This window comes from Stenotrophomonas sp. CASM110, assembly GCF_049384345.1.
Lineage (GTDB): Bacteria > Pseudomonadota > Gammaproteobacteria > Xanthomonadales > Xanthomonadaceae > Stenotrophomonas > Stenotrophomonas muris.
Map to the genome: position 1 here is coordinate 1 of NZ_JBMRGI010000030.1, position 24052 is coordinate 24052.

Here is a 24052-nt window from a genome sequence, read left to right on the forward strand (position 1 = left end):
GGAACAGAGGGGTTGCCGGCCAGCGGCCGGCACTACCGATCGACGGCCAACCAGGCCTGCACCGTGGCCGCATCGAACGGCCAGTCCAGCTCGCGCTCGCCGCGCTCGTCGCGCAGCACCGGCACGCGCGTGCCATAGCGCGCTTCCAGCGCCGGCTGGTCATCCAGGAACACCGATTCGAACTCCGGCGCCCGCGCCTTGGCCAGCTCGGCCAGGGCCAGGTCGCACAGGTGGCAATCGTCACGCTGGATCAGGGTCAGCACCAGTCAGGCTCCCGTGGCGGAAATGCTGCGCCGCAGCCATCGGATGGCCCGGCAAGCCGCTAGAATAGCCGCTTGTCCGGTACCCGCAGTTTGGCATCCATGGCTGTCAGCACGTTCGACGTTTTCAAGATCGGCATTGGCCCGAGCTCCTCGCACACCGTCGGACCGATGAAGGCCGCCGAGCGATTCATCCATCGCTGGCTGCTCGACCCGGGTCGCCTGCACGAGGTCGCGCGCATCCGCGCCGATGTCTACGGCTCGCTGGCCTTGACCGGCCGCGGCCATGGCACCGACAAGGCGATCCTGCTGGGCCTGGAAGGCCAACGGCCTAACCTGATCGACCCGGACATCATTCCGGCCACCCTGGAGCGCATCCGCAGCAGCAAGCGCATCCAGCTGATGGGCCAGCACGAGATCACCTTCGACGAGAAGCGCGATCTCGGCATGAACAAGCGCCAGAAGCTGCCCTACCACACCAACGGCATGCGCTTCACCGCGTACAACGCCGACGACGAAGTGATCGCCACCCGCGATTACTACTCGGTCGGTGGTGGCTTCGTGGTCAACCAGGACGACGCAGCCGATGACCGCATCGTGCCCGATGAAACCCCGCTGCCCTACCCGTTCAAGAGCGGCGACGAGCTGCTGGCACAGACCGCACGCAGCGGCCTGAGCATCGCCCAGCTGATGTTCGAGAACGAAAAGTGCTGGCGCAGCGAAGACGAGATCCGCGCCCAGCTGCGCGAGATCTGGAGCGCGATGCAGTCGTGCGTCACCCGCGGCATCCGCGAGGAGGGCGTGCTGCCGGGTGGCCTGAAGGTCGGCCGTCGTGCACCGGCGCTGTACCGCGAGCTGTCGTCGAAGCCGGAAGCGGCGATGCGCGATCCGCTGACGACGCTGGACTGGGTCAACCTGTACGCACTGGCAGTGAACGAAGAGAACGCTGCCGGTGGCCGCGTGGTGACCGCACCGACCAACGGTGCGGCCGGCGTACTGCCGGCGGTGCTGCATTACTTCGACCGCTTCTGCCCCGGCGCCAACGAACAGCGCGTGTTCGATTTCCTGCTGACCTCGGCGGCGATCGGCATCCTGTACAAGGAAAATGCTTCGATTTCCGGTGCCGAAGTGGGCTGCCAGGGCGAAGTGGGCGTGGCCTGCTCGATGGCGGCCGGTGGCCTGGTCGCGGCGCTGGGGGGCAACCCGAGCCAGATCGAGAACGCCGCGGAAATCGGCATGGAACACAACCTGGGCCTGACCTGCGACCCGATCGGCGGCCTGGTGCAGATTCCCTGCATCGAGCGCAATGCAATGGGCGCGGTGAAGGCGATCAATGCCTCGCGCATGGCGATGCGTGGCGACGGCAAGCACAAGGTGTCGCTGGACAAGGTCATCAAGACCATGCGCGATACCGGCCGCGACATGCAGGACAAGTACAAGGAAACCAGCCGCGGTGGCTTGGCGGTGAACGTCATCGAGTGCTGAGGGCGACCGGCTCCGGCGCGATGGCGACGGGCCACAGGTAGAGTCGACTGTCAGTCGACCATCGCGCGCAGCGCGGGATTTCCGCGGCCTGAGGGAAGAGCAGTCGACCAACAGTCGACTCTACCCGGTCACCCTTGCCCGAACGGGCGACACCGTCACCGCGTTCCGGTTAGGCTCGGGGCTTCCCCACCCCGGATTGCCCCATGCGCGTGATCGCTGCCGCCCTGCTTGCCTGCCTTCCGCTGGCCGCCCTGGCCGCCCCCACCTACGGGCCTCGGCTGGAGGGTTTCGACTACGGCTATCCGGTGAAGACCTTCGCGCTGGAATCGCAGCGGCAGCCGCTGGAGATGGCCTACCTGGACATCGCGCCGAAGAAGGCACCCATCGGCGTGGTGGTGCTGCTGCACGGCAAGAACTTCTGTGCCGCCACCTGGAAGGAATCGATCAAGCCACTGGTCGCCGCCGGCTATCGGGTGATCGCCCCGGACCAGGTGGGCTTCTGCAAATCCAGCAAGCCCGAGCGTTACCAGTATTCGTTCGCGCAGCTGGCCGCCAACACCCATGCCCTGCTGCAACAGCTGCAACTGGGTGACGTCCCGGTGCACCTGGTCGGTCATTCGATGGGCGGCATGCTGGCGGTGCGCTACGCGCTGATGTTCCCGCAGGACCTGCGCAGCCTGTCGCTGGTCAATCCGATCGGGCTGGAGGACTGGAAGGCGCTGGGCGTCCCCTGGCGCAGCGTCGACGCGTGGTACGCCGGCGAAATGAACATCAGCTATGACAGCATCCGCCGCTACCAGCTGGAGGTGTACTACGACGGCAAATGGAAACCGGCCTACGAACCGTGGGCGCGGATGCAGTCGGGCATGTACGAAGGCCCGGGCAAGCAGGCCGTTGCATGGAGCCAGGCGCTGGCCTCGGACATGGTGTTCAACCAGCCGGTGGTCTACGAACTGAAGCACGTGCAGGTGCCGACCACGCTGTTCATCGGCCAGAAGGACCGCACCGCGATCGGGCGCGACCTGGCGCCGCCTGCGGTGAAGGCGACGCTGGGCAATTATCCGGTGCTGGGCAAAGCAGCGGCCGCAGCGATTCCCGGCGCGACGCTGGTCGAGTTCGCCGAACTGGGCCATTCGCCGCAGGTGCAGGACCCCAAGCAGTTCAACAGCGCGTTGTTGAAGGCCCTGAAGTCCCGCTGACCGGCAGGCGTGCCCTCTGTAGAGCCGAGCCCACGCTCGGCTCATGCGGCAGGACCGGGGTTCTGTCAGGAGCAGCCGAGCGTGGGCTCGGCGCTACAGGAACAATGCGATCAACCCACGATCCGCAGCACGTCATCCAGCAACGCAGCCGCAGTGACTTCCGCGCCGGCACCCGGCCCCTGGATCAACAAGGGTTGGTGGCGGTAGCGATCGCTGTGGATGGCCACGCGGTTGTCGGTGCCGGCACCCTGCGCCAGCGGATGATCGGCCGGCAGTTCGCGCAGGCCCACCTGCGCACCTTCGCTGTCAACACGGCCAACGAAACGCAGCACGCGGCCGTTGTCACGTGCCTGCTGCCAACGCGCCTGCAGCGGCGCATCCAGCTGCTCCAAGGCAGCCACGGCATCCTCCAGCGGCAACGCTGCCAGCGCTTCAGGCACCAGTGAATCCACCTGTACCTGCGACGCATCCAGCGCCAGCCCGCTGCTGCGCGCCAGGATCAGCAGCTTGCGGCGCACGTCCTCGCCGGACAGGTCCACACGCGGGTCTGGCTCGGTATAACCGGCCGCCAGCGCCTCGCGCACCGCCGCCGAGAACGGCGACTGGCCGTCATAGCGATGGAACAGCCACGCCAGCGAGCCGGACAGCACGCCCTCGATGGCATGGATGTGATCGCCACCGGCCACCAGCGCGCGCAGGCTGCTCAACAGCGGCAGCCCGGCACCAACGGTGGCACTGTCGCCATAACGCGCGCCACTGTCGGCACAGCTTTCGGCAATGGCCTGCGCGCGGGCGAGCTGCGCGCCCCGGCCCAGCTTGTTGGCGGTCACCACATGCACGCCGCGCGCCAGCCATTGCACGTGACGGGCGGCCACGTCTTCACTGGCCGTGGCATCGACCACCACGTCGCCACGCTCCAGCCCTTCGGCGCTCGCCCATGGTGGCGAACTGTGGCCGTCGCGGGGGGCTCGACGTGCCAGTTCCAAGGGCAGCGCCAGGTCGCGATCGATCTCCAGCGCGGTGCGCGAGTTGGCCAGCCATTGCACGCTGGGCAGTTCCAACCCGCGTGCCTGCAGCGCCTGGTAGCGCTGTACGAAGGCCGAACCGACCGTGCCCGTACCGAGCAGCGCCAGGCGTCCCGCCCCCAGCGCAGGAATGTCAGCGGCGAGTGCGCTCATGCGTCCACCACCTGTTTGCGGCGGGCGGCCGCATCGATCACCGCTTCGGCGCGCTGCAGCGCGGCGCCGAGATCGGCCAGCAGGTCACGCTCGGCCTCGATGCCGACCGACAGGCGCAGCAGCCCTTCGCTGATGCCGGCGGCTGCACGCGCTTCGGCGGTCATCGCCGCATGAGTCATCGTGGCCGGATGTGCGATCAGGCTTTCGACGCCACCCAGCGATTCGGCCAGGGTGAAACAGCGTAGCCCGTCCACAAATGCACGCACCGCCGCATGCGGATCATCACCGGCGCAGTGCGCCAGTTCGAATGACAGCATCGCGCCGAAGCCATTCTGCTGGCGCGCGGCGATGGCGTGGCCCGGGTGATCGGCCAGGCCCGGGTAGTACACCGCGCCGACCGCCGGATGCTGGTCCAGCAGGGCAACGATCGACGCCGTGTTTTCCTGGTGCACGCGCAGGCGCGCATCCAGCGTGCGCAGGCCGCGCAGGGTCAGGAAGGCATCGAACGGCGAACCGGTCAGGCCCAGCGCGTTGCCCCACCACACCAGCTGCTCGTGCAGCGCCGGATCGCGCGCGACCACCGCCCCACCCACCACATCGCTGTGGCCATTGATGTACTTGGTGGTGGAATGCAGCACCAGGTCCGCACCAAACGACAGCGGCTGCTGCAGCGCCGGTGACAGGAAGGTGTTGTCGACCACCACGAGGGCACCGGCCTTGTGCGCGGCATCGATGACGAAGCGCAGGTCGGTGATGCGCAGCAGCGGGTTGGACGGGGTTTCCACCAGCACCAGCTTTGGCTGCGTGGCCAGCGCCTGCGCCAGCGCTCGCGGATCGGTCAGGTCGGCGGTGACCAGTTCGAAGTGCCCCTTCTTTGCCAACGCGTTGAACAGCCGCCAGCTGCCGCCGTAGGCATCGTGCGGCACCACCAGGGTGTCGCCCGGCTGCAGCAGCGCGTTCAGCACCAGGTTGATCGCGCCCATGCCGGTCGCGGTGATGACGCCGCCGGCGCCGCCTTCCAGTTCCGCCAGCGCTTCACCCAGCAGGTCGCGGGTCGGGTTGCCACTGCGCGTGTAATCGTACTGGCGCTTGTTGCCGAAGCCTTCAAAACTGAAGTTCGACGACAGCACGATCGGCGGCGTGACCGCGCCATGCGCGGTGTCCCGATCGATGCCGGCACGGACGGCGGCAGTGGTACGACTACAGGACGGCTCGTTGGCGTGCAGGCTCATGCGGACTCTCCAGAAGTGCGGAAGGCGGTGGCGAGGATCGCATCGATGCGATCGGTTTCTTTGAGGAAGGCATCGTGGCCATAGGGCGAGCGCAGCACGCGCAGGCTGCCGCGCGGGCCCAGCCCTTCGACCAGGCCGACCAGGTCGGCCAGCGGCACCAGGCGGTCGCCCTCCACGGCCACCACCACGGTCGGCGGCAGGATCGCGGTGGGATCGACGCGGTGCAGGTCGATTGATTCGGACAGGCGCAGGTAAGCGGTCACCGGCGTGCGCGCGACGTACTGCGCACCGGCCGCGTCGAGATAGTCTTCGGCAGCCACGCGCACGCGGCCATTGATGACCTCCGGCGCAGCATCAAAGCGCTCGCCGAACTCTTCCGGGGTGCGGTAGCTGAGCATGGCGAACTGCCGGGCCAGGGCCAGGCCGTGGTCTTCGCCGCACTGCAGCTGGCCCAGCGCGACCGCGCGGCGCTGCAATGCGCGCCAGGCGGCGGCATACGGATGCGGTCGGTGCGCACCGCTGGCCAGCACCAGCTGGCGCACGCGGGCACGATGACGGATCGCGAACTGCTGGCCGACCAGCGCGCCATACGAATAGCCAACGAAGGCCTTCAGCGTGCGGATGCCGAGATGGTCCAGCAGCAGCGCCAAGGCATCGGCCTGGTCGGCGGTATCGATCGGCACATCCAGTGCACCGTCGGCGCCGATGAAGTCGAAGGCCAGCACGCGCAGCTGCTGCGGATCCAGCGCGCGGCCGCTGCCCACCAGGTCTTCGGCCCAGCCCTTCTCGCTGAACTGCGTGTTGGACGCCACGTGGCGATGGGCGGAAATGCCGCCGGCCAGCACCACCACCGGTGCATTGGCCGGACCGACCCACTCATAGCGCAGGCGCACCGGGCTGGGGCCGGCGTGGCGCATCGACAGCACCGCGGCGAACTCACCGCGCTCGGCATGCACGCGGTCTTCGACCGGCACGCTGACGGGGACAAAGGGTTCGGGGCGAATGGCGGTACTGGCGGCGAAGCTCATGGCGGGATCCGGTTGGGGAATCGGCCATCGAGCCTTCGCGGGGCCCGCGTTCGAGATGCACGTGTGGTGCATGGTTCGAACCATCTTTCGGTGGACGCCACGGTCCCCGCAGGATTTGGCACCTACGCAGACGCTTGCGCGCCTGCGGGCTGCCCCGGCTTCAAAGGGCCTGTCCCTCTGCCGGTCTCGATGGTGGGGCCACGATGCCAGCCCTTTCCGGCACTGTCAATCCCTTCATGCGGATAAAGCGATGAATATTCTTGGGACAGCTATGCGAAGGCCGTCCCGGTCGCCCTGTTCAGGATCGGGTACAGTCCGGGCGGTCCATTCCGCTGGAAACGCCGATGTCGCGCCTGCCCCTGTCCTGCCTGCTGCTGCCTCTGCTGGCGAGCGCGACCGCACACGCCGGCGACTGGCGCCAGGGCTGGGGACTGGCTCCCCCTTCCGCCCCGGCCACCCGCGCAGGCAGTGCCGAGGGCGCCGCCCCCATGGCCCAATTGCGCCTGCAGCCGGTCGGTACGCAATGGCAGGCCCGGATCGACAACGGGCTGGCAGGGCCGCTGCAGATCCAGCTGCGCGCCGCCCCCGGGCACCCGGTCGAAGGCCTCCCGGTCGAGTCGCTGATCCAGGGCGACAGCAGCCTGGTAGTCGGCCACCTGCCCGCCCCGATCGATGGCCGCATGCTGGATCTGCGCCTGCAGTCGGTGCCGGGCAACCCGGCCGCACAGGCCGAAGATGTCGCCTACCGCCTGCCATTCGATGCGGCGCGCCTGCGCGTGGACCAGGCGCCGCAGGGACGATTCAGCCATGACGACGAGGAGAACCGCGACGCGGTCGACTTCGCACTGCCGGAGGGCACCCTGGTGCTGGCCGCGCGCGAGGGTACGGTGATGCAGATCCAGGATGGCTTCCGTGGCAACGGCCAGGACCGCGAACGCGATGGTGCCCGCGCCAACTTCATCCGCGTGCTGCACAGCGACGGCAGCATGGCGCTGTACGGCCACCTGCAGGCCGGCGGCATGCGCGTGCGTCGTGGCCAGGCGATAGGGGCCGGACAGCCGATCGGCCTGTCTGGCAACAGCGGCTATAGCAGTGCCCCGCACCTGCACTTCGTGGTGCAGGTCAATCGCGGCATGGGCCTGCGCTCGGTGCCGGTGCGCATCTTCGCCGAGCAGGGCCAGCTGCAGTTCGCCCGCCAGGGCGAGGCCGAAGGCGGTACCGGGCGCTGACCGCCCCCGGCCGGTATAATCGGGCGCTTATCTCTTTGAAAAGCGCCCCGGGCGGGCGCCACTGCCATGTCCGAAGTCGCCAACGAAGCGTCGCGTCGCCGCACCTTCGCCATCATTTCCCACCCTGACGCCGGCAAGACCACGCTGACCGAAAAGCTGCTGCTGTTCGGGGGCGCGATCCAGATGGCCGGTTCGGTCAAGGGCCGCAAGGCTGCCCGCCACGCCACCTCCGACTGGATGGCGCTGGAAAAGGAGCGCGGCATCTCCGTCACCTCCTCGGTGATGCAGTTCCCGTATGAAGGCAAGATCGTCAACCTGCTCGACACCCCCGGCCACGCCGACTTCGGCGAAGACACCTACCGCGTGCTGACCGCGGTGGACTCGGCGCTGATGGTGATCGACGTGGCCAAGGGCGTGGAAGAGCGCACCATCAAGCTGATGGAAGTGTGCCGCCTGCGCGACACCCCGATCATGACCTTCATCAACAAGCTCGACCGCGAGGGCAAGGACCCGATCGAGCTGCTGGATGAAGTGGAAACCGTGCTCGGCATCCAGTGCGCGCCGGTCACCTGGCCGATCGGCATGGGCCAGCGCCTGAAGGGCGTGGTCCACCTGCTGACCGGCGAAGTGCACCTGTACGAACCGGGCCGCAACTTCACCCGCCAGGACTCGACCATTTTCCCGTCCATCGATGCTCCCGGCCTGGCCGAGAAGATCGGTGCACAGATGCTGGCCGACCTGCGCGACGAGCTGGAACTGGTGCAGGGCGCCAGCCACCCGTTCGACCTGCAGGCCTACCGCGAGGGCAAGCAGACGCCGGTGTTCTTCGGCTCGGGCGTCAACAACTTCGGCGTGCAGCCGCTGCTGGACTTCTTCGTCGAACACGCACCCGCACCGCAGGCGCGCTCCACCACCGGCCGCGAGATCGCCCCGGAAGAAAACAAGCTGACCGGCTTCGTGTTCAAGATCCAGGCCAACATGGACCCGCAGCACCGCGACCGCGTGGCCTTCATGCGGGTCTGCTCGGGCCGCTTCAGCGCCGGCATGAAGACCTTCCACGTGCGTACCGGCAAGGAAATGAAGCTGGCCAACGCGCTGACCTTCATGGCCAGCGACCGCGAAATCGCCGCCGAGGCGTGGCCGGGCGATGTGATCGGCATCCACAACCACGGCACCATCTCCATTGGCGATACCTTCACCGAAGGCGAAGCGGTCACCTTCACCGGGATCCCCAACTTCGCCCCGGAACTGTTCCGCCGCGCCCGCCTGCGCGATCCACTCAAGCTCAAGCAGCTGCAGAAGGGCCTGGCCCAGCTGTCCGAGGAAGGCGCGACCCAGTTCTTCCGCCCGCTCACCAGCAACGACCTGATCCTGGGTGCCGTCGGCGTGCTGCAGTTCGACGTGGCCGCCTACCGCCTGAAGGACGAGTACGGCGTGGAAGCCACCTTCGAGCCGGTGAGTGTGACCACTGCGCGCTGGGTCCACTGCAGCAACGAGAAGAAGCTGGAAGAGTTCCGCGAGAAGAACGCGCTGAACCTGGCGCTGGATGCCGCCGGGCACCTGGTCTACCTGGCGCCGACCCGGGTCAACCTGCAGCTGGCCCAGGAACGCTCGCCGGACGTGCGCTTCTCTGCCACCCGCGAAGCGGCGCATACCGTTTCGGCAGGCTGATGCCACGGGGTCGGATCCCTTTCCGGCAGGAAAGGGCTCTGACCCCAGCCAACGCAAGGCAGACATTCACCCACCATACGGTGACAGGCGTGCACGCATCGCCCATCGCGGCGATGATAGGGGGGTGCGGGTCCCCTCCCCGCGAACAATGCCTACGCCATGTCCACGACGTCCATTGCTTCGATCCGTGAAGAAATCGCCAGCGCCCTGACCCATGGCCTGGGCGCGGTATTCGCCCTGGCAGCCAGCGCGGTGTTGATCACCCTGGCGGCGATCTACGGCGACGGCTGGCAGCTGGCCAGCGCGATCGTATTCGGTATCGCGCTGTTGCTGCTGTACACCGCCTCCACGCTGTACCACGCCATCCAGCATCCGGTCGCCAAGGGCCGGTTGAAGGTGTTCGACCATTGCGCGATCTATGTGCTGATCGCGGGCACCTATACCCCGTTCACCCTGATCGGCCTGCGCGGTCCGTGGGGCTGGGGCCTGTTCACCGCGATCTGGGCGCTGGCGCTGGGCGGCGTGGTGTTCAAGCTGTTCTACACCGGCCGCTTCAAGGTGCTCTCAACGGTGATCTACATCGCCATGGGCTGGCTGGTGGTCGTGGCGATCAAGCCGATGTGGGCCTCGATCGATGGCGGCACCCTCACCTGGCTGTTCGCCGGCGGCCTGTCGTACACGCTGGGGACCTATTTCTACCACCGTGAATCGATCCCGTACTCGCATGCCATCTGGCACCTGTTCGTGATCGGCGGCAGCGTCTGCCACTTCGTCGCGGTCACCAAGCAGGTGCTGTAACGGCCGCTCGACGGCAGCGCGTGCACACCATGCACATGGTCGCTTCGCGCCCTGTCCACGAAGAGGGGGCAACCATGGCAGCGTGAATGCTGCCGCCTCCCCTGCCGCAAAGCGCACGCCCCGCTGGCGCCTCCGCCGCCCCGGCCCACGAGGCCGGCGCTGGCTCACGATCCTGATCTTCCTGCTGGCGGCGATCCTGGTACTGATCGCGTTGTGGGACTGGAACTGGTTCAAGGGGCCGGTGGAGCGCGCGGTGCAGGCACGCACCGGCCGCGTGCTGCACATCGGGAACCTTGATGTCGACCTCGGCCGCACCAGCACGATCCGCGCCGATGCGGTCACCTTCGCCAATGCCAGCTGGGCGAAACAACCCGATATGGCCAGCGCCGACCGCGTCGAGATCGACGTGCGGGTCTGGCCCCTGCTGCGCGGCAGCGTGCAGCTGCCCGAAGTGCGCCTGACCCGGCCGGACGTGCTGCTGGAAACCGCCCCGCGCAAAGGCGAACCGGGCAACTGGGATTTCCTCGGTGACAGCGCCGGCGGGACCAGCCCCCAGCTCAAACGGCTGCGCGTCGATGACGGTCGCCTGCAGTTCCTCGATGCGCTCGGCCGCACCGATATCCGCGTGGACGTGCGCAGCGGCCAGCCGAAACAGGCCGACGCGGCGCCACCGCTGCTGGTGCAGGGCAAGGGACGCTGGCAGGGCAATCCGTTCACCCTGCGCGGTGGTACTGAATCACCGCTGGAGCTGACCGACAGCGGCCACCCGTTCCGCATCCACCTCGACGGTCGCGCTGGCGCCACCCACGCCGTCGCCAGCGGCACATTGACCAATCCCTTCCAGCTGCGCGTGTTCGACCTGCAGTTCGCGCTCAGCGGCCAGGACCTGGCCGACCTCTACCCCTTGCTCGGCATCGCCATTCCGCCGTCCCCGCCCTACGCGTTGAATGGTCGGCTCAAGCGTGACCACGACCTCTGGCGTTACGAGCAGTTCACCGGCAAGGTCGGCGACAGCGACCTCGGTGGCAACCTGCAGTTCGAAGTGGGAGGCGCGCGCCCGCGACTGACCGCCACGCTGGAATCCAGACGCCTGGACTTCGATGACCTGGCCGGCTTCGTCGGTGCGCCACCGAAGACCGGCGGCGGCGAAACCGCCAATGCAGAGCAGAAGGCCGAGGCCGCACGGGTCGCCGCGCGTGCGCGTGTGTTGCCGGACACGCCCTACAACCTCGGCAAGCTGCGTGCGATGGATGCCGACGTGCGTTGGAAAGCCCACCGCATCAACGCGCCGTCATTGCCATTGGACGACATGGATGCACACCTGTTGCTGGATGACGGTGTGCTGCGGCTGGACCCACTGAACTTCGGCGTCGCCGGCGGCGACATCCGCAGCACGATCCGCATGGACGCGCGCCAGCCGCAGATCAGTACCGCGCTGAAGGCCAGTGTGCGCGGCGTGCAGCTTGGCCAGTTGTTCCCCGACGCCAAGCTGGCCGAACAGGCCAAGGGCGGCATCGGCGGCGAGGTGGACCTGAGTGGCCGCGGCAATTCGATCGCCGCGATGCTCGGCAGCAGCAGCGGCAAGGTCGGCCTGGCAATGGGCCGTGGCCATGTCGGCAACCTGGTGATGGAACTGGCCGGCCTGGACATCACCGAGTCGCTGAAATTCCTGGTGACCGGCGACAAGCAGATTCCCCTGCGTTGCGCCTTCGCCGACTTCGGCGTGCGCGACGGCCTGATGACCAGCCAGGCGCTGGCGGTGGATACCACCGACACGATCCTCATCGGCGAAGGCACGGTCAGCCTGCGCGACGAGAGCCTGGACCTGCTGTTGAAGCCACGCCCGAAGGACAAGAGCATCCTGGTGCTGCGCTCGCCACTGCACATCGCCGGCACTTTCAAGGACCCGTCGTTCCGCCCGGACTTCAAGGCGCTGGGCATCCGCGGCGCGGTGGCCCTGGCACTGGGCAGCATCGCCCCGCCGGCGGCATTGCTGGCAACCATCGAACTGGGGCCGGGCAAGGATGCCGACTGCGGGGGGCAGTATGCGAAGTAGGGTTACAGCGTTGTTCGCGGCGCCTGCATTGATGGTGGCTTGAGGGGGACGGGTGACGCAGGCAGGACACGCCCATGCCCTCCGCCTCTCCGACGTATCAGGAAGGCGCCGCTTCTGCTTCTGCACTTGCTGTTGGCGGGCCGGCGGGCCGCAGGCCCGCCAGCGAACACCTCACCCCGCCACGATGTACTGCTGCAGCTGGTCCAGCTCGCGCCGCTGCGCATCAATCACCGACTTCACCAGGTCACCGATGGAGATCACCCCCAGCACCTGCGCGCCCTCCACCACCGGCAGATGGCGGATGCGGTAGTCGGTCACCAGTTGCAGGCAATGCTCCACCTGCTCACCGGGCGACACCGTCACCACCTGCGCCGTCATGATCTCCGCCACCGCGGTATCGCGCGATGAACGATCACGCAGCACGATCTTGCGCGCGTAGTCACGCTCGGACAGGATCCCGACCAGCCGCGGCCCGTCCATCACCAGTACCGCACCGATGCCCTTTTCCGCCATCAACCGGATCGCATCGATCACCGCCGCGTCCGGCGCGACCGCATGTACTTCAGGAGACTTGCCATCCAACAGTTGCCGTACCGTCGTCATCTGCCTGCCCTCCGAGGGTGGGTTGCAGGGCCGAGTCTGCCACGGCGGATGCTAGCCACGCGTCAACCAGGTACAACGGCCGCTGCTTGGACTCTTCGTACAGCCGCCCCAGGTACTCTCCCACCAGCCCCAGCGCGATCAACTGCACTCCCCCCAGGAACAGGATCACCGCCATCATCGTCGGCCAACCCGCCACCCGGTCGCCATACAGCGCCGCCTTCACGATCACCCACAGGCCGAACACGAACGCGACTGCGGCGGTTGCCAGTCCCAGGTAGGTGGCAGCCCGCAGCGGCACAGTCGAGAAGCCGGTGATGCCTTCGAGGGCGAAATTCCACAGCCGCCACAGGCTGAATTTGCTGGTGCCGGCCACGCGCGCGTGGCGGTGATAGGGCACGGCAATCCGCTTGAAGCCTACCCAGCTGAAAAGCCCCTTCATGAAACGGTGGCGCTCACGCATCCCGCGCAGGGCGCTCAGCGCGCGCGGGGACAGCAGGCGGAAATCTCCGGTATCGGCCGGAATCGGCGTACGCGACAGGCGACCCATCACCCGGTAGAACATCGCTGCCGTGGCGCGCTTGATCCAGGACTCGCCATCGCGGGCCATGCGCGTGCCGTAGACGTTGTCATGGCCCTCGCGCCAGCGCGCGACGAATTGCGGCACCAGCTCCGGCGGGTCCTGGCCGTCGGCATCTAGGATCATCGCTGCCCCCTCGTGCACCAGATCCAGGCCTGCGGTCAGCGCCGCCTCCTTGCCGAAGTTGCGCGACAGCTTCAGCGCCGAGACGCGCGCATCAGCCTGGGCCAACCCCGCGATCACCTCCCATGTGCGGTCATGACTGCCGTCATCCACATAGAGGATGTGGCCGTCGATGTCGGGCATGCCGTCCAGCACCGCGCACAGCCGTGGATGCAGCAGCGGTAATGCCAGGGCCTCGTTGTAGGCGGCGATGACAAAAGTGAGCCGTTCGCGGGTCATGCCCGGATTGTACATTGCCGGCCAGGCGCACGACCCGTCGCCCGCCGCTCACGCCACGCCTGCCTCAGTCCTCCGACAAGTATGACGCGCCTCCCAGCTGGCGCGCCTGGCGCTGGATCCATGCGGCGCGCCGCTGCACATACGGCCCCGGTGCGGCCGCGTTGTAGCGTCGCGGTGCCGGCAGTACCGCCGCCAGTCGCGCACTCTCGGCCGGGCTCAACCGGGCCGCGTCCTTGCCCCAGTATTTCTGGGCTGCCGCCTGCGCACCGTACACACCATCACCGAACTCGGCGATGTTGGCGTACATCTCCAGGATGCGCTCCTTCGGCCACAGCGCCTCGATCAGCACCGTGTACCAGACTTCCAGGCCCTTGCGGATCCAGCTGCGGCCCTGCCACAGGAACAGGTTCTTGGCCACCTGCTGGCTGATCGTGCTGGCGCCACGCAGGCGCCCTCCCCTGGCGTTATGGTCGCGGGCCTTTTCGATGGCCTGCAGATCGAAGCCATTGTGGTCGGGGAAGCGCTGGTCCTCGGCCGCCACCAGCGAGATCGGCAGGCTCGGCGCCATCTGGTCGAGGTCGCGCCACTGGTAATGCAGCCGATAGGACCAGTCCGCCTCGCCCAGCGCCTCGCCGTAGCGCCACAGCATCACCGTGGACACCGGCGGGTCGATGAAGCGCAGCACCAGCACCTGCAGGCAGCTGAAGGCAGCCAGCAGCACCGGCAGCCACAGCAGCCGCCTCCAGCGCCAGCGCCGCCGGCGCGGCGCGGCCACCTCCGCCACTACCTTGTGCTGCTCTCCCGCTGCCCCCATTACTGGTGCATCCTTCTTCTGTCTGGTTGTCGGCGCATTATCCGGCAACCGCCCCCGTTTACGCGCGATGTGAGCCGATGACCGCCAACTCCGATTCCCTGATCCGTTTCCTGCTCCCCGACGCCGGCGTCCGCGGCGTGCATGTGCACCTGCAGGCCACCTGGCAGGAAATCCTGTCCCACGCCGTGTACCCGGACGCCGCTGCCGAGCTGCTCGGCGAGGCCTGTGTCGCCTCGGCCCTGTTCACCGGCCACACCAAGATTGACGGCCGCCTGTCAGTGCAGCTGCGCAGCAGCACTGCCCTGCGCACCCTGTTCGCCGAATGCACCGCGGGCGGCACCCTGCGTGGCATCGCCCAGCTCAGCGAAGGCGCCGACGCGCCGCGTGACCTGTCCAGCCTCGGCGATGACGCCATCCTCGCCATCACCATCGAGAACCCCGGCCTGGACCCGCGCGAGCCGCAGCGCTACCAGAGCCTGGTCGCGCTGACCGCGCCGGAACTGGACGAGGCCTTCGAGGACTACTTCCGCCAGTCGGAGCAGCTGCCCACCCGCCTGCTGCTGGCGGCCGACCGCAACGGTGCCGCCGGCCTGCTGCTGCAGAAACTGCCGGGCGACGAAGGCGACGAAGATGGCTGGGCGCGCGCCAGCGCCCTGTTCGAGACCCTGGGCAAGGCCGAACTGCTGGCGACCCCGGCCGAGCAGCTGCTGCACCGCCTGTTCCACGAGGAGCGGCCGGAGCTGCTGGGTGAAAAGCCGCTCTCCTTCGCCTGCTCCTGCTCGCGCGAGCGGGTGGCCGGCATGCTGCAGTCGCTGGGGGAAGAGGAGGCCCGAGCGGCCGCCGAGGACACTGGCGCCGTCGAGGTGCGTTGCGAATTCTGCGGACGCGAGTATCACTTTCCATTGACGGAGTTCGGCATACTGTTCCACGGCGCCCAGGGGGCTGTACCGGCGCCTGAACGACTTCAGTGAACGGCAGTCTTGTACCTGGGGAGGATCAAGGCTTGTTAAGAATTCATAAACACCCTAGGATCGAGTTCCCGTCCCCACGGGAACTTCCGTTGTCTGTCCCTGTCTGAACTGGTCCGATGCGTACCTTCCTGCGTCTACCGCTGGCCCTGCTGATCGCCCTCGGCGCGATCACGGGCGTGCATGCGCAGAGCAAGGACACCCGCACCGTGCTGCCGGTCTGGAACAAGGGCAGCGGCAAGGTCGAGGCGCTGCTGTACCTTGAGCCGACCGGCGAACAGGCGGCCGGCGCCCGCTGGCATTTCGGCCGCAACTCGCTGGACGCGGCCTTTGGCCTGTCCTCCGGCGATTCGCTGGGCCTGCTCTGCAACAGCAGCAGCGGCACCAGCATCAGCGGTCTGGCCAGCCATTGCATGCTGGCCAGCCTGGGCGACGAGGATGATCTGAACAGCCGTCGTTTCAGCGGTACCGCCGCGCTGAACCGCGGCAACAGCCGCCTGGGCATCACCGCCGGCACTGGCCGTGAAACCCTGCCCGCCTGGTTGTCGGGCCCGAACAAGACGCCCTCGCTGCGTGCCGAGCAGAACGATCTGACCGTGTTCGCGCAGAAGAACATCGGTCGCGAAGGCTTCGTCTCCATTGCCGGTACCTACGCCAAGGCGCGCCTGGTTCCGCTGGCCGACGCCTCGCCGGCCATCGTCGATCGCTGGGACAGCAAGAGCCTGAGCATCGGCGCCGGTTACGGCAACTTCACCGGCAGCATCATCGGCCGCGTGGTCGACGTCCCGGGCAAGCCCGGCAAGTGGGAAGGCCTGGGCATCGGCCTGACCTGGCGTACCCCGTGGTCCGGCCAGCTCACCGTCGGCGCCGAGAATGTGATCAGCCGCGGCAAGAATCCGTTCTCCCCGCGCAACGAAAGCAACGACGACGGCACCGTGCCGTATGTGCGTTACGAACAGGATCTCTGATCCCGGTAAACAGGCTCAGCAACGATATTCCCAAAGGCGCCGAAAGGCGCCTTTTGCATGTGCAAGCCTGCCGCGCACTTGCGTAACCGGTATCGCCGCTGGGCGATGAAACGCTGCGCACCGACATAGTGAGATACATTTCAATCGAAACTTTTTTCATCATTCTGCGTTAACAAACGAGGCAGAGCGCCCTGACCATGCCGGTAAACTATTGAGTGGCATCGAAAAAGCGCATCTTTACCAAAATCACAGGCTTGATTAACACAGCTTTAATTCTTGGCGAACGCCCGTTACTATCGGGTCAGCCTCGCGATTTGGGAGCGCTTTTTCGCTCCCCCGCCGGGCATTAACCCCAGCCAAGATTTCTTGGAGAGAGAGAGCCAATGAAACTCAAGTCCAGCCAGCTGCGTGACGCAGTTGTGATCGCGCTTGTCGCCGGTGCCACCACCGCGACGGCCCACGCCCAGGAAGCCACCAACCTCGACCGCATCGAGGTCACCGGTTCGCGCATCCGTCAGGTCGATACCGAAACCGCCCAGCCCGTTCTGAGCATCAGCCGCGCTTCGATCGAGAAGAGCGGTTTCAAGACAGTTGCCGACGTCCTGCAGAACATCTCTGCCGCTGGCAGCCCGGCCATCAGCCGTTCCGAGCCGCTGTCCTCCGGCGAAGCCGTCGGTGGCTTCTACATCGACCTGCGCAACCTCGGCGCCGAACGCACCCTGGTGCTGGTCGACGGCAAGCGCCTCGGCGCCAGCGTCAGCGGCCTGCAGGACGTGTCGCAGATCCCGTCGGCCATCGTCGAGCGCATCGACGTCCTGAAGGACGGCGCCTCGTCGATCTACGGCTCCGACGCGATCGCCGGCGTGATCAACATCATCACCCGCAAGAACTTCCAGGGCCTGGAAGCCAACGCCTACGTCGGCCAGTACGGCGAAGGCGACGGCCAGAAGAGCAGCTTCGACTTCGTGGCCGGCTTCACCGGTGATCGTGGTTCGGTCACCATCGGTGCGGAATACGCCGAAGAAAAGGCCGTCTGGGCCAAGAATCGCTGGTTCAGCAAGTCGCAGCGCACGGATCGCCACCCGGACCGCGGCTGGACCCCGGTCAGCCAGTGGGGCGCGGTCTATGACGTCAATGATCCGAATGCACCGTTGCTGACGCTGAACCGTGGTGGAAATCCGTTCGATCCGAACGCCTATCACGAGACCGACCTCACCCCGATCACCGGTGACGTCAGCAACTCCAACGAGCAGATGCACCTGCTGACGCCGACCAAGCGTCGTTCGGTGTTCGCCAACGTACAGTACGACCTGACCGACAACATCCGCTTCGTCTCCGACCTGCTGTACACCCGTCGCGAGTCGCAGGCCCAGGTCGCCGGTTATCCGCTGCAGTCGGCCGACTATGAGCGTCAGCTGGGTACCGTGCTCTCGCAGGACAGCTACTACAACCCGTTCGGCACCGACATGGGCTTCATCCGCCGTGGCTGGGAAGTGCCGCGCCTGTCGACCAACAAGCTGACCACCTTCCGCTTCACTGGCGCCCTGCAGGGCAGCTTCCAGTTCAATGACAAGTACTTCGACTGGGAAGCCGGCTACATCTACCAGAACTCGGAGAACCTGCAGACCCAGACCGGCAACTACAACATGCTGGCGGTCACCCAGGCCACCGGCGCGTCGTTCCTCAACCCGGCCACCGGCCGCGTCGAGTGCGGCACGGCCGCCGGCCTGGCCGCGGGCACCAACCCGATCTATGGCCCGGGCCCGGGCGGCTGCATTCCGTGGAATCCGGCCATTCCGTACGGCCGTACCGGCGACGGCGGCCTGACCGGCAATCCTGCCCTGCAGCAGTTCCTGTTCCCGACCACCAAGAACACCGGTGAAGTCACCACCAAAACCTACTACGCGAACATCGCCGGCAGCCTGTTCACCCTGCCCGCCGGCGACCTGGGCTTCGCGCTGGGTTACGAGTACCGCGAAGACAAGGGCACCTACGTCCCGGATGCGCTGTCACAGTCGGGCTACTCGACCGATCTGGCGGCCGGCCCGACCGGTGGTGGCTACAACGTCAACGAAGTGTATCTGGAGCTGAATGTTCCGATCCTGGCCGACCTGCCGGGTGCCAAGGAACTGAGCTTCAACGCCGCATCGCGCTACTCGAAGTACAACACCTTCGGCAACACCACCAACAACAAGTTCGGCCTCAAGTGGAAGCCGATCGACCAGTTGCTGGTGCGTGCCACCTATGCCGAGGGCTTCCGCGCACCGACCATCGATAATCTGTACGGTGGCAGCTCGCAGACCTTCGCCTACTTCACCGATCCGTGCGATACCGATTTCGGCCTGGCTGCCAGCGATCCGGCCACCGCCCAGCGTTGCGCCGCCGCTCTGGGCGCGCTGGCCCCGAATTTCCGCCAGCTGAAGCAGGGTTACGTCCCGGCGGAAGGTCAGGATGAGCAGAGCCCGGTGCCGTTCAACGCCGTCTCCAACCCGAACCTGACTCCGGAAAAGTCCAAGTCCAAGACCGTCGGCCTGGTGTGGAGCCCGACCTTTGCCCAGGGCCTGAACATGAGCCTGGACTGGTGGAACATCAAGATCACCAACACCATCGTCACCGACGATCCGACCACCCAGCTCAACGACTGCTACGTACTCGGCATCGCCGACCGCTGCAACTCGTTCACCCGCGACGCAACCCGTGGCATCGTGACCAACCTGACCTACGCACCACGTAATGCCGGTTACCAGGAAACCGAAGGCTTCGACTTCGATGTGGCCTATCGCTTCGAAACCAGCAGCTGGGGCAGCTTCAACGCCAACCTGCAGAACACCTACGTCAGCAAGAACGTGCTGAAGACCACCAACGCGCAGCAGGTGCCGGTGTCGATCCTCAACGGCTTCAGCAGCAACTTCCGCCTGCGTTCGAACCTGGTGCTGGGCTGGGAATACGGCGATTGGGGCATTACCTGGGGTACGCGCTACTTCTCCAGCGTGAAGGAACAGTGCTACTTCTCGACCGAGTGCAGCCTGCCTGACTTCGGCTCGCCGGATCCGGCACGCGACCAGCCGATGAACCGCCGTGGCGCCACCACCTTCCACGACGTCCAGGTCTCCTGGAACGCACCGTGGAATGCAACCATCGCCGTGGGCGCGCGTAACGTGTTCGATCATTACGGCCCGCAGATGTACTCGGCGCCGAACTCGCAGTACTCCTACTACGGTGGCTACGACATCGGTCGCTTCATGTACATGCAGTACAAGCAGAAGTTCTGATCGGCACTCTGATCAGCTGATGCAGCAACGGCCCCGCAAGGGGCCGTTGCTCTTTGTGTCGCATGGAAACAGCTGGCCAGGCACAACAAAAAAGGCCGCGGTGTCGCCGCGGCCTTGCTTCAACATCATTCCCGGGTGCTCATCCGTTCGGAATCAGCGTCTCGATCAGATGCTCGACGTACGCTTCGAAATCCTCGCGCGCCTGCTTGGGCTGCTGCAGCTGCAACGACAACTGCAGGAAGCCGACATACGCGGCGTAGGCAAGGCGTGCCCGATGACGCGCATCGGTCGAGCTGAGGCCCGCCTGGCGGAACGAGGCGACCAGATAATCGAGGCGGCGCTGCGAGACGCGGTCGATCACCGGCCGCACCATCGGATGATCCAGTGCCTTCAGCAGCTCGCTGTAGATGATGTGCGGCTGCACTTCATGCGCCACCATCTGGAACAGCTGGCGCAGGCGCACGCGCGGATCCGGCACGTCTTCCAGGCTGCCGAACACCTGTTCCTGTTCGAACAGTTCCCAGCGCTCCAGCGCCGCCTGCAGCAATGCATCGCGCGAAGGGAAATGCCAGTAGAAACTGCCCTTGGTAACGCCGAGCCGCCGTGCCAGCGGCTCCACCGCGACGGCGCCGACACCTTGTTCAGCAATCAGATCGAGGGCCGCCTGGGCCCAGTCTTCGGCACTCAGGCGGCTGTTGCGGCCGGCGCGCGGTTCGCCGGCGGAAGCGTCAGGTTGATTCATGGGCTGATTTAACCATACGCCGGGGTTCGTTGCAGTACGCGGTTGCGGTCGAAACCGTCGCAGCCTCCCAGGCGAGGTCCATTCAGGGGACTTCCGCAGCGCACCATACCGTGCAGTATTGACTTCCCCCCGAACCGATCCATACTAGCAAGTATGGTTACGTCCCCACCTCCCGCTGCGTTCCATGACCTGCGCCTGGACGCCGCCCATGGCGCCCGCCTGGCCGCCACCGCCAGCGACCATGGCCGGCGCGGCCGGGTGCTGTTCGCGCATGGCTTCGGCCAGACCCGCCACGCCTGGAATGCCACTGCCCGCGCACTGAATGCCGCCGGCCTGCAGACGCTCGCCTACGACGCCCGCGGCCACGGCGATTCGGACTGGAATGCCGCCAACCTGCCCTATCACGGCGAACAGTTCGCCGATGACCTGATCGTGCTGGCCGGCGAGCAGCCGCGCCCGCCGGTACTGGTTGCCGCATCGATGGGCGGGCTGTTCGGCCTGCTGGCCGAGTCGCGCTGGCCCGGCCTGTTCTCGGCGATGGTGCTGGTCGACATCACCCCGCGCTGGGATACCGCCGGCGTCGAGCGCATCCTCGCCTTCATGACCGCCCATCCCGACGGCTTCGCTTCGCTGGCCCAGGCCGCCGACGTGATCTCGGCGTACATGCCGCACCGTCCGCGCAAATCCGAGCAGTCGCTGCGTGCGCTGCTGCGCGAGGACGGCCGCGGCCGCTGGCGCTGGCACTGGGATCCGCGCCTGGTGGCCGAACTGGCCCGCGACAGCGAACAGCACCAGGACGCACTGGCCGAGGCCGCGCGCCAGGTGAAGTGCCCGCTGCTGCTGGTCAGCGGCGGACGCAGCGACCTGGTCACGCCGCAGACCGTGGCCGAGTTCCTGGCGTTGGCGCCGCATGCGCGCCATGTGCAGCTGCCGCAGGCCACCCATATGGTCGCCGGCGATGACAACGACGCCTTTACCGCTACTGTGTTGGACTATCTGGACGTGTTGCCCGCAGCGGACGCTGCGGCTTCGTCCGCCACAAACGAGCACGTCACCGGAGCACGCTCATGAGCATCGTTCTTCCCTTCCTCGCCCTGCTGCTGGCAGGCGCGTTCGTCGCCTACCACCGCATGCGGCTGGTTACCTGGACGCTGATCAGCGTGGCCCTGCTGGCCGCCTGCTGGTTCATTCCCTACGTCAACCAGACCGCCACGATCGTCGCGGCCGCCGTGTTGGCCGTCATCGCCGTGCCGCTGCTGCTGCCGTTCATCCGCAAGCCGCTGCTGACCGGCCCGATGATGAAGGTGTTCCGCAAGGTGCTGCCGCCGCTGTCGCAGACCGAGCGCATCGCACTGGAAACCGGTTCGGTCGGTTTCGAGGGCGAACTGTTCACCGGTGATCCGGACTGGAACATCCTGCTCAACTATCCCAAGCCGCAGCTGACCGCCGAGGAACAGGCCTTCCTCGATGGCCCGGTGGAAGAGCTGTGTGCGATGGTCAACGACTGGGAAATCACCCATGTCCATGCGGACCTGCCGCCGGAACTATGGGCCTTCATCAAGAAGAACAAGTTCTTCGGCATGATCATCCCGAAGGAATATGGCGGGCTGGGCTTCTCCGCACTGGCCCACCACAAGGTGATCCAGAAGCTGGCGTCGGTGTCTTCGGTGGTCAGCTCCACCGTCGGCGTGCCCAACTCGCTGGGCCCGGGTGAACTGCTGGTGCATTACGGCACCCAGGAACAGAAGGACCAGTACCTGCCGCGCCTGGCCGATGGCCGCGAAGTGCCCTGCTTCGGCCTGACCGGTCCGTTCGCCGGCTCCGACGCCACCTCGATCCCGGACTACGGCATCGTCTGCAAGGGCGAGTGGAACGGCGAGCAGGTGCTCGGCGTCAAGCTTACCTTCGACAAGCGCTACATCACCCTGGCCCCGGTCGCTTCGCTGATCGGCCTGGCGTTCCGCATGTACGACCCGGATGGCCTGATCGGCGATACCCGCGACATCGGCATCACCCTGGGCCTGCTGCCGCGCGACACCGCCGGCGTTGAAATCGGCCGTCGCCACTTCCCGCTGAACTCGACGTTCCAGAACGGCCCGATCCGCGGCAAGGACGTGTTCATTCCGCTGACCCAGCTGATCGGTGGCGCGGCGATGGCCGGCAAGGGCTGGAACATGCTCAACGAGTGCCTGGCCGTGGGCCGCTCGATCACCCTGCCGTCCACCGCCAGTGGTGGTGCCAAGGCCGGTGCCGCGGTGACCGGCGCCTATGCGCGCATCCGCAAGCAGTTCGGCCTGTCGGTCGGCCGCTTCGAGGGCGTGGAAGAAGCGCTGGCCCGCATCGGCGGCAAGGCGTACAAGATCAGTGCGCTGTCGCAGGCCACCGCCGCCGCGGTTGACCGTGGCGACGTGCCGTCGGTGCCGTCGGCGATCGCCAAGTACCACTGCACCACCATGAGTCGCGAAGTGATCTCGGACATGATGGACGTGATCGGCGGCAAGGGCATCATCCTGGGGCCGCGCAACTTCGCTGGCCGCAGCTGGCAGGCCGCGCCGATCGCGATCACCGTGGAAGGCGCCAACATCATGACCCGCAGCCTGCTGATCTTCGGCCAGGGTGCGATCCTGTGCCACCCGTGGGTGCTGAAGGAAATGAAGGCCGCGCAGGATCCGGATACCCGCGCCGGCCTGCAGGATTTCGACCGCAGCCTGTTCGGCCACATCCGCTTCGGCATCTCCAATGCCGTGCGTTCGTTCTGGTTCGGCCTGACCGGCGCGCGCTTCGGTGCCGCCCCGGGCGACGCCTATACCCGCCGCTACTTCCGCAAGCTGGACCGCTACTCGGCCAACCTGGCGCTGATGGCCGACATCTCGATGATGACCCTCGGCGGCAAGCTGAAGTTCAAGGAATCGCTGTCCGGCCGCCTGGGCGATGTGCTGAGCCACGTCTACATGACCAGCGCCATGCTCAAGCGCTACCACGACGAAGGCGCACCGCAGGCCGACCAGCCGCTGCTGGCCTGGGCCTTCCATGACAGCGTGCACAAGATCGAAGAGTCGCTGTCGGCCGCACTGCGCAACTTCCCGATCCGTCCGATCGGCTGGCTGATGTGGGCACTGATCTTCCCGCTGGGCCGTCGTGCCGAGGCTCCGGGCGATCGCCTGAGCCGTCGTGTCGCCGCCCTGCTGATGGCGCCGAATGAAGCCCGCGACCGTCTGGCCAGTGGCGTGTTCCTGACCCCGTGCGAGAACAACCCGGGCGGCCGTATCAACAGCTACCTGAGCAAGGCGATCATGGCCGAGCCGGTGGAGCGCAAGTTCCTGAAGGCGCTGAAGAGCAAGGGCATCGAGGCGCTGGACTTCAAGGCGCAGCTGGACGAAGCCGTGGCCGAGGGCGTGATCACCCAGGATGAGCGCAGCCTGCTGGAAGAGCTGCGCACGCTGACCCTGGACACCATCAGCGTGGACGACTTCGACACCCACGAACTGCGCGCGGCCAGCTACTACGACCGCCAGCACAAGGACCCGCATTCGCAGGCAGCCTGATCGCCCGCGACACGCGTTGCTTCGA

19 protein-coding genes and 1 riboswitch are annotated in these 24052 nt (G+C 66.7%); of the genes, 11 read left to right on the forward strand and 8 right to left on the reverse strand.

What is annotated here, in order from left to right:
* Positions 1 to 32 precede the first annotated feature (32 nt).
* The gene (locus VG561_RS19480) at positions 33 to 263 is read right to left on the reverse strand and encodes a glutaredoxin family protein (RefSeq protein ID WP_049441297.1); all 231 of its coding nucleotides are present in this window, start codon (positions 261 to 263) and stop codon (positions 33 to 35) included.
* A gap of 99 nt (positions 264 to 362) precedes the next feature.
* On the opposite strand from VG561_RS19480, the gene VG561_RS19485 reads away from it, so the two are divergent.
* Together VG561_RS19485 and VG561_RS19490 are read left to right on the forward strand one after the other, a co-directional pair.
* A complete protein-coding gene (locus VG561_RS19485) occupies positions 363 to 1745 on the forward strand; it encodes an L-serine ammonia-lyase (protein ID WP_134809179.1) in 1383 nt (460 codons plus the stop codon).
* A 203-nt stretch (positions 1746 to 1948) separates the two neighbouring features.
* Positions 1949 to 2944, forward strand: coding sequence for an alpha/beta fold hydrolase (locus VG561_RS19490; RefSeq protein ID WP_014648060.1), 996 nt, complete (start codon positions 1949 to 1951; stop codon positions 2942 to 2944).
* Between the two features lie 110 nt (positions 2945 to 3054).
* Here VG561_RS19490 and VG561_RS19495 read toward each other — a convergent pair whose 3' ends face one another.
* From VG561_RS19495 to metX, 3 genes are read right to left on the reverse strand one after another with little or no spacing between them, the layout of a single operon-like run.
* Entirely contained in the window at positions 3055 to 4122 is a 1068-nt protein-coding gene (locus tag VG561_RS19495) for a homoserine dehydrogenase (protein WP_423179909.1), read from the reverse strand.
* On the reverse strand, positions 4119 to 5354 hold the full coding sequence (locus VG561_RS19500; RefSeq protein ID WP_046432019.1) for an O-succinylhomoserine (thiol)-lyase: 1236 nt from the start codon (positions 5352 to 5354) through the stop codon (positions 4119 to 4121). The genes VG561_RS19495 and VG561_RS19500 overlap by 4 nt, the downstream gene beginning before the upstream one ends.
* A complete protein-coding gene (metX, locus tag VG561_RS19505; protein WP_100450473.1) occupies positions 5351 to 6382 on the reverse strand; it encodes a homoserine O-succinyltransferase MetX in 1032 nt (343 codons plus the stop codon). Before metX ends, VG561_RS19500 begins: the two co-directional genes overlap by 4 nt.
* Positions 6383 to 6459: 77 nt before the next feature.
* Positions 6460 to 6578: riboswitch (SAM riboswitch) on the reverse strand.
* A 148-nt stretch (positions 6579 to 6726) separates the two neighbouring features.
* Here metX and VG561_RS19510 point away from each other — a divergent pair.
* The 4 genes from VG561_RS19510 to VG561_RS19525 all read left to right on the forward strand — a co-directional run bounded on the left by VG561_RS19510 (position 6727) and on the right by VG561_RS19525 (position 12136).
* Complete coding sequence (locus VG561_RS19510; protein ID WP_046432023.1) at positions 6727 to 7611, forward strand: M23 family metallopeptidase; 885 nt, start codon at positions 6727 to 6729, stop codon at positions 7609 to 7611.
* A gap of 66 nt (positions 7612 to 7677) precedes the next feature.
* The gene (locus VG561_RS19515) at positions 7678 to 9282 is read left to right on the forward strand and encodes a peptide chain release factor 3 (protein WP_014648065.1); all 1605 of its coding nucleotides are present in this window, start codon (positions 7678 to 7680) and stop codon (positions 9280 to 9282) included.
* 159 nt (positions 9283 to 9441) lie between these two features.
* Entirely contained in the window at positions 9442 to 10080 is a 639-nt protein-coding gene (gene trhA, locus VG561_RS19520; RefSeq protein ID WP_134809177.1) for a PAQR family membrane homeostasis protein TrhA, read from the forward strand.
* 82 nt (positions 10081 to 10162) lie between these two features.
* On the forward strand, positions 10163 to 12136 hold the full coding sequence (locus VG561_RS19525) for an AsmA family protein (RefSeq protein ID WP_075077174.1): 1974 nt from the start codon (positions 10163 to 10165) through the stop codon (positions 12134 to 12136).
* Positions 12137 to 12307: 171 nt separating this feature from the next.
* On the opposite strand, the gene VG561_RS19530 is transcribed toward VG561_RS19525, so the two are convergent.
* The 3 genes from VG561_RS19530 to mtgA form a co-directional block, all read right to left on the reverse strand.
* Positions 12308 to 12739 (reverse strand): CBS domain-containing protein, encoded by a 432-nt coding sequence (locus tag VG561_RS19530; RefSeq protein WP_012511858.1) that lies wholly within the window; start codon positions 12737 to 12739, stop codon positions 12308 to 12310.
* A complete protein-coding gene (locus tag VG561_RS19535) occupies positions 12699 to 13718 on the reverse strand; it encodes a glycosyltransferase family 2 protein (RefSeq protein ID WP_014648068.1) in 1020 nt (339 codons plus the stop codon). Before VG561_RS19535 ends, VG561_RS19530 begins: the two co-directional genes overlap by 41 nt.
* A 64-nt stretch (positions 13719 to 13782) precedes the next feature.
* Entirely contained in the window at positions 13783 to 14532 is a 750-nt protein-coding gene (gene mtgA / locus VG561_RS19540) for a monofunctional biosynthetic peptidoglycan transglycosylase (RefSeq protein WP_049441304.1), read from the reverse strand.
* Positions 14533 to 14609: 77 nt separating this feature from the next.
* On the opposite strand from mtgA, the gene VG561_RS19545 reads away from it, so the two are divergent.
* The 3 genes from VG561_RS19545 (at position 14610) to VG561_RS19555 (ending at position 19740) form a co-directional block, all read left to right on the forward strand.
* Positions 14610 to 15503 carry an Hsp33 family molecular chaperone HslO gene (locus VG561_RS19545; RefSeq protein ID WP_014648070.1) on the forward strand — a complete coding sequence of 298 codons (894 nt, stop codon included), beginning with the start codon at positions 14610 to 14612 and terminating at the stop codon, positions 15501 to 15503.
* Between the two features lie 116 nt (positions 15504 to 15619).
* Positions 15620 to 16468, forward strand: coding sequence for a hypothetical protein (locus VG561_RS19550; RefSeq protein WP_014648071.1), 849 nt, complete (start codon positions 15620 to 15622; stop codon positions 16466 to 16468).
* A gap of 383 nt (positions 16469 to 16851) precedes the next feature.
* Complete coding sequence (locus VG561_RS19555) at positions 16852 to 19740, forward strand: TonB-dependent receptor plug domain-containing protein (protein WP_053496147.1); 2889 nt, start codon at positions 16852 to 16854, stop codon at positions 19738 to 19740.
* A gap of 139 nt (positions 19741 to 19879) precedes the next feature.
* On the opposite strand, the gene VG561_RS19560 is transcribed toward VG561_RS19555, so the two are convergent.
* A complete protein-coding gene (locus VG561_RS19560) occupies positions 19880 to 20482 on the reverse strand; it encodes a TetR/AcrR family transcriptional regulator (RefSeq protein WP_005418411.1) in 603 nt (200 codons plus the stop codon).
* Between the two features lie 153 nt (positions 20483 to 20635).
* Here VG561_RS19560 and VG561_RS19565 point away from each other — a divergent pair, with 153 nt between their 5' ends.
* Positions 20636 to 21553, forward strand: a complete 918-nt coding sequence (locus tag VG561_RS19565; RefSeq protein ID WP_014648073.1) for an alpha/beta fold hydrolase — start codon at positions 20636 to 20638, stop codon at positions 21551 to 21553.
* The gene (locus VG561_RS19570) at positions 21550 to 24027 is read left to right on the forward strand and encodes an acyl-CoA dehydrogenase (protein WP_014648074.1); all 2478 of its coding nucleotides are present in this window, start codon (positions 21550 to 21552) and stop codon (positions 24025 to 24027) included. The genes VG561_RS19565 and VG561_RS19570 overlap by 4 nt, the downstream gene beginning before the upstream one ends.
* Positions 24028 to 24052 lie beyond the last annotated feature (25 nt).

Bases quoted from the DNA above. Each gene is read 5' to 3' on its own strand.
- VG561_RS19500 (WP_046432019.1), bottom strand. From the start codon at position 5,354: ATGAGCCTGCACGCCAACGAGCCGTCCTGTAGTCGTACCACTGCCGCC.
- VG561_RS19490 (WP_014648060.1), top strand. From the start codon at position 1,949: ATGCGCGTGATCGCTGCCGCCCTGCTTGCCTGCCTTCCGCTGGCCGCC.
- VG561_RS19550 (WP_014648071.1), top strand. From the start codon at position 15,620: ATGCGTACCTTCCTGCGTCTACCGCTGGCCCTGCTGATCGCCCTCGGC.
- VG561_RS19570 (WP_014648074.1), top strand. From the start codon at position 21,550: ATGAGCATCGTTCTTCCCTTCCTCGCCCTGCTGCTGGCAGGCGCGTTC.
- VG561_RS19560 (WP_005418411.1), bottom strand. From the start codon at position 20,482: ATGAATCAACCTGACGCTTCCGCCGGCGAACCGCGCGCCGGCCGCAAC.
- VG561_RS19545 (WP_014648070.1), top strand. From the start codon at position 14,610: ATGACCGCCAACTCCGATTCCCTGATCCGTTTCCTGCTCCCCGACGCC.
- metX (WP_100450473.1), bottom strand. From the start codon at position 6,382: ATGAGCTTCGCCGCCAGTACCGCCATTCGCCCCGAACCCTTTGTCCCC.
- trhA (WP_134809177.1), top strand. From the start codon at position 9,442: ATGTCCACGACGTCCATTGCTTCGATCCGTGAAGAAATCGCCAGCGCC.
- VG561_RS19535 (WP_014648068.1), bottom strand. From the start codon at position 13,718: ATGACCCGCGAACGGCTCACTTTTGTCATCGCCGCCTACAACGAGGCC.
- VG561_RS19530 (WP_012511858.1), bottom strand. From the start codon at position 12,739: ATGACGACGGTACGGCAACTGTTGGATGGCAAGTCTCCTGAAGTACAT.
- VG561_RS19485 (WP_134809179.1), top strand. From the start codon at position 363: ATGGCTGTCAGCACGTTCGACGTTTTCAAGATCGGCATTGGCCCGAGC.
- VG561_RS19510 (WP_046432023.1), top strand. From the start codon at position 6,727: ATGTCGCGCCTGCCCCTGTCCTGCCTGCTGCTGCCTCTGCTGGCGAGC.
- VG561_RS19515 (WP_014648065.1), top strand. From the start codon at position 7,678: ATGTCCGAAGTCGCCAACGAAGCGTCGCGTCGCCGCACCTTCGCCATC.
- mtgA (WP_049441304.1), bottom strand. From the start codon at position 14,532: ATGGGGGCAGCGGGAGAGCAGCACAAGGTAGTGGCGGAGGTGGCCGCG.
- VG561_RS19555 (WP_053496147.1), top strand. From the start codon at position 16,852: ATGAAACTCAAGTCCAGCCAGCTGCGTGACGCAGTTGTGATCGCGCTT.
- VG561_RS19565 (WP_014648073.1), top strand. From the start codon at position 20,636: ATGGTTACGTCCCCACCTCCCGCTGCGTTCCATGACCTGCGCCTGGAC.
- VG561_RS19495 (WP_423179909.1), bottom strand. From the start codon at position 4,122: ATGAGCGCACTCGCCGCTGACATTCCTGCGCTGGGGGCGGGACGCCTG.